1 pseudogene is annotated in these 237 nt (G+C 42.6%); it reads right to left on the bottom strand.

Going from position 1 to position 237, the window contains the following annotated elements:
• A pseudogene (locus AAEY79_RS16335) lies at positions 1-237 on the bottom strand (hypothetical protein); the annotation flags it as partial.

Raw genomic sequence — 237 nt, 5'->3', positions numbered from 1 at the left:
CTATATGAGTAGCCGATTCTGGTGGCAGCTCTTTTGTGATTGGCTTAGCTTCTGGTGTGATTTTAGGTTCGGGCGGCAGCGCTGGCTTCTCTACCCGCTTTTCTTCTGACTTTTTAGGCTCATTTTTTGGAATAGGTTTATTGATTGGTTTTTTGTCAATCACTGGTTTTGTTGGCTCAACTGGAACTGGCTCAACTGTTATTTCTTGCTCAATAAGTTCAGGCTTAAGTGTAGCAA

The organism is Psychrobacter sp. GW64-MNA-CIBAN-0177 (assembly GCF_040309585.1).
In the GTDB taxonomy this organism is placed as follows: Bacteria; Pseudomonadota; Gammaproteobacteria; order Pseudomonadales; family Moraxellaceae; genus Psychrobacter; species Psychrobacter okhotskensis.
The sequence above is the reverse complement of the archived record's forward strand: the minus strand, read 5'-3'. Positions and strand labels throughout refer to the sequence as shown.